This window comes from Salinivibrio costicola subsp. alcaliphilus (assembly GCF_001996185.1).
In the GTDB taxonomy this organism is placed as follows: domain Bacteria; phylum Pseudomonadota; class Gammaproteobacteria; order Enterobacterales; family Vibrionaceae; genus Salinivibrio; species Salinivibrio costicola.
Window position 1 is genome coordinate 1 of the sequence record NZ_MUFR01000064.1, and the last position, 9,002, is coordinate 9,002.

At 41.8% G+C, this 9,002-nt stretch carries 5 protein-coding genes and 1 CRISPR repeat array; all 5 genes read right to left on the reverse strand.

Annotation, left to right across the window (positions count from 1 at the left end):
• Positions 1-143 precede the first annotated feature (143 nt).
• A CRISPR array of direct repeats spans positions 144-2,092; the repeat unit is 28 nt; unit sequence TTTCTAAGCTGCCTGTGCGGCAGTGAAC.
• A gap of 154 nt (positions 2,093-2,246) precedes the next feature.
• The gene (cas6f, locus tag BZJ21_RS14580; RefSeq protein ID WP_077670174.1) at positions 2,247-2,885 is read right to left on the reverse strand and encodes a type I-F CRISPR-associated endoribonuclease Cas6/Csy4; all 639 of its coding nucleotides are present in this window, start codon (positions 2,883-2,885) and stop codon (positions 2,247-2,249) included.
• Positions 2,886-2,894: 9 nt separating this feature from the next.
• On the reverse strand, positions 2,895-3,914 hold the full coding sequence (csy3, locus tag BZJ21_RS14585; protein WP_077670175.1) for a type I-F CRISPR-associated protein Csy3: 1,020 nt from the start codon (positions 3,912-3,914) through the stop codon (positions 2,895-2,897).
• An 11-nt stretch (positions 3,915-3,925) separates the two neighbouring features.
• Positions 3,926-4,990, reverse strand: a complete 1,065-nt coding sequence (csy2, locus tag BZJ21_RS14590; RefSeq protein ID WP_077670176.1) for a type I-F CRISPR-associated protein Csy2 — start codon at positions 4,988-4,990, stop codon at positions 3,926-3,928.
• Positions 4,987-6,519, reverse strand: coding sequence for a type I-F CRISPR-associated protein Csy1 (gene csy1, locus BZJ21_RS14595; protein ID WP_158075543.1), 1,533 nt, complete (start codon positions 6,517-6,519; stop codon positions 4,987-4,989). Before csy1 ends, csy2 begins: the two co-directional genes overlap by 4 nt.
• A partial coding sequence (gene cas3f, locus BZJ21_RS14600) for a type I-F CRISPR-associated helicase Cas3f (protein WP_236719579.1) occupies positions 6,506-9,002 on the reverse strand: 2,497 nt, incomplete at its 5' end. The genes csy1 and cas3f, both read right to left, overlap by 14 nt.

Here is a 9,002-nt window from a genome sequence, read left to right on the forward strand (position 1 = left end):
GGCACCACCGATGTTAAAGTTCGCGTAGGTCGGCATAAGCGCCAACTCGATCGTACAAACTTGGTGTGATTTACGCCGCGCGCCATCCGACATTGAGGCTAACGATTAACCTCGATCGTGACAGACGGCCAGGTCGTTAATCTTTTCTAAGCTGCCTGTGCGGCAGTGAACCGTCACACAGTTTCGCTCACGCGGAAACGTCATTTCTAAGCTGCCTGTGCGGCAGTGAACTCACAATCGCACTATGTGAAACCGTTTGTGTGTTTCTAAGCTGCCTGTGCGGCAGTGAACTCGACCGTCGCGCCCTGGTACAGCAAATGGCTTTTCTAAGCTGCCTGTGCGGCAGTGAACGTAACACGCAGAACGCCGGAAATATCCATTTCTTTCTAAGCTGCCTGTGCGGCAGTGAACTTCAGCGTTTTTACGCTTGGACTTCTCAGACTTTTCTAAGCTGCCTGTGCGGCAGTGAACACCAAGGGCGCTTCGGCGCCCTTTTTTATTTGTTTCTAAGCTGCCTGTGCGGCAGTGAACAGCCAGCGGGCTGACCACCCGCATTTTTCAGATTTCTAAGCTGCCTGTGCGGCAGTGAACTGATTCAAACATCCAGCCAGACATATTTGACATTTCTAAGCTGCCTGTGCGGCAGTGAACTTACCGACAAAGTACCCAAGCGCGACGATAATTTTCTAAGCTGCCTGTGCGGCAGTGAACAGATAATAGACATCACATTTACAGTGCTGGCATTTCTAAGCTGCCTGTGCGGCAGTGAACGCAAGCTAACCGCAGAGTTATTAACCGAGTCCTTTCTAAGCTGCCTGTGCGGCAGTGAACTCGAAAAAGCGCTTATACACTTCACCAGTAGGATTTCTAAGCTGCCTGTGCGGCAGTGAACATGCCCCTTTTTTAATGAATCGCCGGGGTGGCTTTCTAAGCTGCCTGTGCGGCAGTGAACCTTTTGGACGTAGCGGGGGGCTCTGTGTGGCTTTTCTAAGCTGCCTGTGCGGCAGTGAACAAGGCCTAAAAGAAGCGCTGAGACGCGTTTAATTTCTAAGCTGCCTGTGCGGCAGTGAACACCCAGCCGAGGCGAAAGGCATCGACCAGCGTTTTCTAAGCTGCCTGTGCGGCAGTGAACTCGTCAATCAGGTTGCGAACCTATCGCAACCATTTCTAAGCTGCCTGTGCGGCAGTGAACATAAGGAAAATGCAAAAGCACGGGGTGTTAGTTTTCTAAGCTGCCTGTGCGGCAGTGAACCAATCACATTGCTGTCACCGCGTTTGAAGAAATTTCTAAGCTGCCTGTGCGGCAGTGAACAGTGCATCGTGTATGTCACCGTGGTCGAAGAATTTCTAAGCTGCCTGTGCGGCAGTGAACAGTTTGGAGAGGAAGTGTAACGATGGCCGGAATTTCTAAGCTGCCTGTGCGGCAGTGAACAGAGCCACCCGCTACATCCAATTCTTTTGGACTTTCTAAGCTGCCTGTGCGGCAGTGAACTTTTGAAGATAGTGCAGGCCGCACGTCAGGTTTTTCTAAGCTGCCTGTGCGGCAGTGAACGACACATTCCAGTGCGGTTTGCGCGATTTAACTTTCTAAGCTGCCTGTGCGGCAGTGAACAAGCGGCCTTTGAGCACACGTGTGATTTCTATTTTCTAAGCTGCCTGTGCGGCAGTGAACATTGAGCTAACTGTTGATGAAGCCTACGACTTTTTCTAAGCTGCCTGTGCGGCAGTGAACGTGATGCCAGCTTGAGTTAGCCATACGTGAGCTTTCTAAGCTGCCTGTGCGGCAGTGAACGCATTCCGGAATTACCGTTCACCGGCGTGGTGTTTCTAAGCTGCCTGTGCGGCAGTGAACATCCGCTTTTGCTGTACTCCAGATCACCGATTTTTCTAAGCTGCCTGTGCGGCAGTGAACGCAATGGTAAGCGTGATGCTCAACGTTGCGGTTTTCTAAGCTGCCTGTGCGGCAGTGAACCATCTGTCTAACTTACATTCGGAATATTGGCATTTCTAAGCTGCCTGTGCGGCAGTGAACAAGACCGCAGAAACAAGCTGACACACTACGTTTTTCTAAGCTGCCTGTGCGGCAGTGAACAATAGAATAAATCAATAAAAATAAGTTACAACAGTCAGTTATGGTAAAAATTGTATTTTTATCTTATAAAAACCCACCCATTGTAACCTATTGTATTTAAAGGTTATTTTTAAAGAGCAAAAATAAAGGGTAAAAATACCCTTTTTCGTTCAATTTAAAAATGTGGAACGGTAGCCAATGCTGATTGCCCATTCACTTTGCTACTCAAACCATAGCAATCGAAGCTACCATCTTGTGATGTACTTTGCTGCTGCATCTGAATAAACAACGGGAACTTGCTGCTTTTGTCGGGTGAACGCTGCTTCGTTTGCTGGCTATGTAGGTAGATAAACGGCAAACGGCATGGTTCTGTTGGCTTGCTTTGTTCGAGCACGGCTAGGCATTCCGAAAGCGATTGACCAGATTTAGCAGCCCATAGAGCCGCTTTTTGTTGCATATTTCGCTCTATCCGTTCAGGTGATTTCACCTGCTTGCGCACAAAACTTACGTAAGTCACATCATTTGGTACGGGTTTGACCCCTTTGATATGTACATAGTCTTCAAGCCGAGTTAACCAGCGGTGGATATCCAGCTTTTCAAGTGTCGCTTGTTCTTTAGCAAATAGGCGCAACTTACTGCCGAGTGGAAACTTCGCTTGACGATAATCAGGAAAGCCAACTGCAACCTGAGATTGGTTACTCGCCACTTTGTGCTCAACCAAGGCTATATGGACTTGTTGAAAGACTTTTTGCCAAAGAAAGCCAAGGTTAACTTCTTGGTCTGGCAAAAGTTGAAGCTCAATATAAAAATTCATAGTGGCTCCTTAATTGGCTGCGTCGCCATCGCCTGCACTTTCACCAAATACACCGCCACGGATTAACATTGCTGCTACAAAGTGCTTATTATCTGAAATCAGTTGAACACTATCGTCAGCTTCGTTCAACCACGCTAACAATAAAGTTTTGAAGTCATTACGACTCGAACGATATGCAACACCACGTTGTGTAACTGTCCCATACGCTTCAACTGCAATGGGGCTAGTTGCATTTGGATACCAGTCGTCAATAGTTCTAAGTGCATTGCCTATTTTCTCGCAGTGCATTGCTGCTTGGCCATTCAAGTTGAACAAATGTCGACTCTTAGAACCTTTGGGTGAATTCAAAACCATTTCTTGAGAAGGCCAAACTCGTTGCTGATCACCTAATTGAACAAATGCATTTATTTTTAATAATATATTTCCAACGCCACTCAGACCTTGGTGAATTAAATTTGCTAGCACTGCTAGTTGGGGGTTATCGCTGGTTGTTTGATGTAATGAGAAGTCATAAGCGTTAAATACAAGCGGCTTTTCAAGACTTGTATGGGAAACAATTATTTTAACCCCCAAAGCGCCTACACGATTACGCCATAAAAAACGACCATTAGCGATGTTATAAGCATAACGGTTTGCCAGTTCACCTAACCCTGTATCTATGTAGGCAGAAATCTTTTCTCTGTATCTATCTTCAAAATTTGTATCATTACAAACCGATGGTTTCGTGAGCCCAGCTATAACACGTAAACTAAAACTTACCATTAACGTATCATGATTGTGATGTAACGCGGCATCATCTCCCCATGATAGATTTGCTTCTGTTATTTGCTGTTGTAATTCTTCTTCATCATTTAACACTTCCTGGCTAAAGTTACTTTTGACCGCTCGATTACGGCGCTCAAAAAGCTTTATCGGAGCCCACTTTTTATCATCTCCTGTGTCACACCAACACCCAGAAAACATCAAGGCATCAGAGGGTTCTAATTTACGATCAAAAGCTAAAACGCTGGGTACATTTGAAATTGTCATTTTTGTATTCCTTACCAATTATTTAGTGCATCTTCAAAATTAAGAGTTCGTATTACTTCATTAGTTTGAGTTGAATCAGGAGCTTGATGATCTGGCGCAACTGTGTTTGAACCTTGCCGACATAGATACCACTGCCCATCATGGTGGTACCTCCACATAGCAGAACTTATTGAAGTTAGAGAATGCACGCCTTTCCATTCGCCGACTGAATGAATAGCTTCGACAAAACAGCTAGGTGTTGTGTTATCTCGCGTATTTGCAACTTTCCCAGTATCATAAACTTGGCTAATTGCCTTAAAGCCTGTCATTAATGGCACTAAGTAACCAGTTTTTGGTTTAGGCTGATAATGCCAGTCTGCATCAGTCTCCATATCTGGTTCGGTTTGACTTTCAGCCAGCTTTGGTACCGCTTTACTTTTTAATGCGCAAAAATCTAACCAAGCATCAAACAAAGCGGTTTGCACGTCTTCTGAATAATCGTTAGTAGCTAACAAGTTTTGATAGTGCTCTTCTAAATAAGCACTACGGTCAAGCAACACAAACCCTGGCATAGCTAGACGTTTAATTTTTTTTAGCATCATGACTTGCTGTTCGCTGGTATTTTCTGACAACAATTTAGCCTGCTTGATATTCAAAATAGAACCACCAGCCAAACGCAGCTGATAACAGTAATCTAAAACCGTCTTCTCAAATTTTTTTACTAGTTCGTCAGTTAGTAATAACTGCTTATCTAATTCAATAACCAGACTGACGATTAGATTCATTTTTCCTTCTTCGATTACCGGAACTTTCTTACCATTTTTATTTTTTTCAAGAACTGGGGGGTTACGGCTTTGTATAAATTCAAAGTCAGCATATTGCTTGGGTTGATAAACTTTATTTTGATACGTGTTTGATATCACCACACAACCGCTTAGCGAGGTATCATATTCGCCACCAAACTTCTGTGAAACTTTCCTGCTTAATGCATGCGTAAAACCTAAAAATCCAGTTATTGCTGGAAAGCCCCATGTAAATCCCGCGATAGAATTAGCATTCTGCACTTCAATATGGCTTAACACTAAATATTGGCTCATAGTTCAACCTCCTTTATTGCAAAAAATTCCTTGAGGTCAAGAAAAAAGCAATCTGCCCACAATGCAGCCTGAATTGGTGTAAGCTTTAGTTGCTTGTCTTTATTGAGCTGTTGATTGAGCCAACGACCAAAATCTTGACTAATTTTATTTAACCAATCGTTATTTTTTTTGAGGCTTAAAGCAGCGTCATCAACACGCCAAGGTTCAAACAAAATTTGATACTCAATGTCTAATTTGCTAGTTAGCGACCAACCTATGCCTGATTCAGAATTATTAATTGAATCAATAAAGTTGAAGAATTGATCATTAATTGCACTCAGCTTTGCTAATACTGCAGCATTTCGTTTAGGTTCACTCACACTCAGCTCTTTGTTCTTAAGCAAGAGTAAGTATCTAGATAATTCACTTATTTCATCCCATAACTCATAGGCGAGTGACCTAGTAAATATCGATTGGTATTCCGAATAGGAAGGTAGCTTCGCATTCCATTGTGGCGGTAATGCAGCCATTAATAAAATCCGTCCCCCACGCTTACCGTTTAACGAAGAAGAATTTGAGTGATTCGAGCCAGTAACATGCAAACTAGCTTTGTTAGGATAAGTAGCAACTACCTGATCTGAATACTTTTTATTACTTTTCTGTTCAAAGGCCGTTTTGAAAGGTTCATCCCAACGTTTCTTGTGCTCTAAATGTAATTCATGAGCCAATGACGATGAGATTAATGGAAGCAATAGGTGATAGTCATCATTAGCAATTGGAAAATAAACCTGCTTGGATAGGAAATAACTTTTTTTATTTTCATCTTTTATTTTTTTTGAAAATGAATCATTCCAAACATTTAGTAGTTCGAGGTCGTCAGTTAAATGGCATAAATATCTCCGTCCATCCTCACGAAGCAAGTCTCCTATAAAGCAACCTTCTACTTCAATGTTATATAGCTGTGTAATAGATGAATATTTATTATCTGGATAGGCAGCATCCAACGATTCCAATTCATGTTTAGTCGTCAGGTATTTTCTAGAGTATTTTTTGCATGTTTCAAAATATCTGAAATCGATTGAAGACCCTTTACTACTGGAATGTGTTAGCTTAGCTATATGAGTCGCTAGATAGCTACCATCGCCAAATTCTAAAGCCCAATCAATCCACTGCTCATAAATAGTCCAATTTTTTATACGCTGGACATCCCTTAGCAAGAGTTGATGTATCGACTTTAGATCTGGTAATATTTCAAACTTATTGGCAATACCCACCAATTCTGCCAGCTGTTGATTGTTGAACTCGATTTTCTCTGCCTTACTAGCACCTTTTTCAATTTTTTTCTTTTTTAGACTTTGTACTTCGTTTTTGATGTCCTTATTTATTTTAAAATAAGGCTTAAACTTACTATAAAAATCATCCAATAGTGCTTTATGCTTATATTCAAGCTTTTCTAATGTCCTTGAAGCCACCTTACTTATACCCACCGAGTCTATATACTCTTGTATAGTTTTCTGGACTGCAGACACAAAAGTGTCATTCAACTCCATATTCATCTCCTTTTAAATTTTGATAAACTCCCAACACTGGATGACATTGCCATTGCTCCCCGATATCAGCATTTAATATCCTCAACGACAAATGCGTAAATTTTTCCAATACTGCACTCTCAACCATGTTTAGCCGTTCACTTAATATTCGTACTTCTTTTTTTAAATCAAAGTTTCCCCAAACTTTATTACCTACTCCCATATTCATTTTTTCGGGCCGCTTAGCGAAATCATCAGTATTTAAAAACTCTGCAGGTGACGATTTGGCGACTTTCTTTTGCCAAATAGGGTTTCCACTTCGGTTAAAAGTTATTTTGTAATCCGCTGTTGGTTCATATTTTCGAAAAGGCTGAATACGCTGAATTTCACCACACCAGGTCGCTTCATTCTTCCACCACTGGGTCGCACAATTTTGCTCATTTGCACTCCCTTCTAACCGCAAGCTTTGAGAAAAATGCTCTAATTCATTAAACACTCTAAATTTAGGTTTATCGCTCGTATGTTTAGGCTGTTCAAAAAGTGGGAAGCTCGTCAGCGTTTTAATTCTTGAAATTGCTGTGACTTGTTTTAATTCAGCCTCGCAGTTCAAATCCAATAAATCCCGACATGCATACAGCAAAGGTTTAGCTTCAAAACCAGGCTTTTCGAAACAGGGAGCTTTCCCTTTTAATCCCTTATAGTTTTTTGACAAGATATGAATATTTTCAGTTACGGGAATGTTTTGTCGATGTCTTTGCACACGTCCTGCTAATTGAATAATTGAACGCATTGAACTAGGCTCGACGATTGCCCAATCATAGTCATGATCACGCCCTACCTCAGCAACCGCAGTTGCTAGCACAACAAAAATATGATTATGTTCGACTGATGTTTCGACTAACTCTTTAATACCACTGTTATTGAGCCAATCGGCTTCGTCATGTCGTGTTAATGCCCTATCAAGTTGCTGCTCGATTTTTGAACGCTGCAACAATGGAAATTGACTGTGATAGACACAGTAGTGGATAACATAACCACTTGGCGCATCTTGTGAAAATAACCATTTTGCTATTGCAACCAAGGGCGATATATTGGCCAAACGCACTAAGCCAATTGACACATTCTTGCTCTCAACCTTCACGGAATGTTGTTCATGTAGTTCGATAATGGATTGCCTGATTTGCTTTGCCATTAATTGACTTGGAAACAATTCTTGAATTGGTTGCATTGGAATGATTATTGTCTTGCGCAGCGGTTTTGTTTCAGCGGTAAGATTCTTTATACGCTTTTCAACAAATTTATTATGTGTTTCTTGATACGCTTTTACATCTGAAATAATTGCGGAATTTGGCTTATTAAATTCATCAAACCAAGCACAGCAAATTTCCGTTGTTTCTCCGTGTTCGCCATTCACTTGTGAGTAATGTTTGCGGCCAGTTTGATAAGCTATAAAAAGTGATTTTGCTAAGGCGGGTGAAATGGTGGCAGTAGATAATAACACTCTTGAGCCGAGCATGCCGGCCCAATTAACTAACCTGCATAAAGCGGGTAAATCCTCTAAACCGAAGTCGTCAGGCTCATCTAGCACTAAATCTGAAGATAACAACCGTAGCATTGGTGCAATTTGGCGACCACCTCGGACACCTTCGGTTGCTGGCATTAAATAATCTATGGTACTAACTAATACAGGCGCTTGTATCAACTTTAAAATTTTAGGGTCATGTTTTAGCCAGCTGGCTAAAACTCCACTGTATTCTGGTAAATTTTCTTTAAGTGCAACTTCATCTTTTAACAAAGGTTCGGCTGAGCCGCTACCATCGCTTTCCTCAATGCTCATTTCTGGTTGGCGAGATTGCTGGTGTAAATCTTTAACAGCTTGAGAGCCGATCAATACTGCAAGTTCCTCTTTATTGAGGTTTAAGTCCTTCTCTAAAGAGTCACCTGTTTGTAGGGTCAGTGTTCTTAAACCTAGCGCAATGCTGAACCTGCAATTCGTTTCTCCTGACAAGCCATACATGATCCGAGCATTAGCACGTGTCTTCCCCTTACCCGTCGAGGCCATGCTAACACCAAAAAAGCCATGTTTTTTAGAGTCTTCATACAATGATTTAGAAAGTTCATAAGCATTATCTTGCCAACCAAAACTTTCTTTATATTCTTTCGACACTTTTCTTGATAACTCTTTATTCCTGATCAATGCAGGCAAATCATCACGTAGTTGAGGCAAAACTTTTGCAATTCGCTTAGCATGATGTCCGACGGCTATATTATGCTCGTCAAGCTTCTGTTTTCGGTACTTTTGACCGTGTTCATCTTTATCTGTGTTGGCATATGCATGATAGTTACGATCTTGCCATTCTGGCGTTGTATCTTTGAGGGATGAATAATAATGATCGGCCAACATGAGGTAAGCGGTTAATAAACCCCACATACCCATAAGACACGGGCTTTGCCATAGTACCTTTTTGAGCGGAGGTACCATGAAACAAGCACAAAAACGCGCG